This is a genomic window from Pedobacter sp. 10L46_2 (assembly GCF_056395165.1).
Window position 1 is genome coordinate 1 of sequence record NZ_JBFTIZ010000510.1, and the last position, 1,511, is coordinate 1,511.

At 34.1% G+C, this 1,511-nt stretch carries 2 protein-coding genes; both read right to left on the bottom strand.

The genetic code is table 11. The features are described 5' to 3' along the window. Positions 1-127 precede the first annotated feature (127 nt). Entirely contained in the window at positions 128-1,249 is a 1,122-nt protein-coding gene (gene corA, locus AC1DDX_RS27330; protein WP_172662973.1) for a magnesium/cobalt transporter CorA, read from the bottom strand. A gap of 1 nt (position 1,250) precedes the next feature. Continuing rightward, positions 1,251-1,511: WbqC family protein (locus tag AC1DDX_RS27335; RefSeq protein WP_477623024.1), on the bottom strand; the 261-nt coding region annotated here is incomplete at its 5' end.

A 1,511-nucleotide genomic window follows, 5' to 3' on the forward strand; every position in this document is an offset into this window, starting at 1 on the left:
CGTGATATTCTTCGAGAATAACCTATAGTTCCTCATCACTACCGCCTAAAGCAGCCTTAATCTTAGATACGTCTGTTTTGTCTAGATCGAAAGATTGCATAAGCCGCTAAGGTAAGAATAATCAGTCCTATTTAAACCATCCTTTACGCCAGAAATATATGATTTGTGCTACTGCAATAAGGCCCATACCAATCATAGTATATAAATATCCATGGGCAGCATACAATTCAGGCATATTTTTAGGCAGTAATTTACCCGTAAGTGGATCCTGTATGGCAAAATTCATTCCGTATATCCCTGCAATAAATGTTAAAGGAATAAAGATGGATGAGATAATAGTAAGTACTTTCATGATCTCATTCATTCTATTACTGATCATTGATAAGTACATATCCAGGTTACTGATAGATATCTCTTTTAAGGACTCTACAACATCAATAATCTGTATGCAATGATCATAAGCATCTTTAATATAGAGCTTCGTTTGATCGCTAACTAAAGGACTATCACTTCTCAGGATATCATTTAACTTATCCCTTTCGGGCCATACCACTCTACGAATTCCAATCAGGTTTCTTTTAATCATCTGAGTATCGAACATCACCGTTTTATCAGGTTTATCAAACAAACGGTCTTCAATAGCATCCAAATCCTCTCCCCATGAACCTAAAATCACGAAATAAGTATCAACTATAATATCCATCAGGGCATACATCAAATAGCTGCTACCAGCTATCCTTATGTTACCTTTTCCGCCTTTTAACCTCGATCTAATAGGTTCGAGGCAATCCTCGTAATTTTCCTGAAGCGTAAATAATGCATTATCTGTAAGTAAAAATGACACCTGAACATTATCCAGATCTTTATTTTCATCAAAATGGAGCATTCTGCTTACCGCATAATCATAACTACCATACTCCTCAAACTTTGGTCGCTGATAAGTACGCGTAATATCTTCTAAGACAAGTTTATTTACATTAAAATCAGTGGATAAGGTTTCAAACATCGCTAACGAATCAAACCCCTTAATTTCAATCCAAAACGTAAAATTCTTATCAGAAACAATTTGAGCTACATTATTTAAGGAACTAAGCTCCTTAACCTCATAATGTTCAGCATTGTATTTATACAACCTAATTACAGGTTTTAAGGCATTTTCATCAATGTATATAACACCAGGACTAGATCCAGCAGCTGGCAGCGAATATTTTTTGTGCTTATGATGTTTACGTTTTGCTTGTTTACTCATACTACATATATGATTTGGATTGTGGTCCCTGGTTAAACAACAAGTCTACAATACTTAAATTTGGCTTAAACCCTTCCCTATCGTCAAAAACTTGAAAATAAGGCTTATATACCGTATTATCATCTACGTTTTTAAAATGTATTTTATTAGTCCTGTAGTCTAATTCAGGAGCAATATCATCAATATATTCAGAAGTAAAATTAAGTTTTACATCCTTTTTTAACTGTTTCAATAACCATTCCAATAGCTCAAGGTTATAATC

What these genes read in the sequence shown, in the direction of transcription:
- corA (WP_172662973.1), bottom strand. Translation starts at nt 1,249, where the DNA reads ATGAGTAAACAAGCAAAACGTAAACATCATAAGCACAAAAAATATTCG.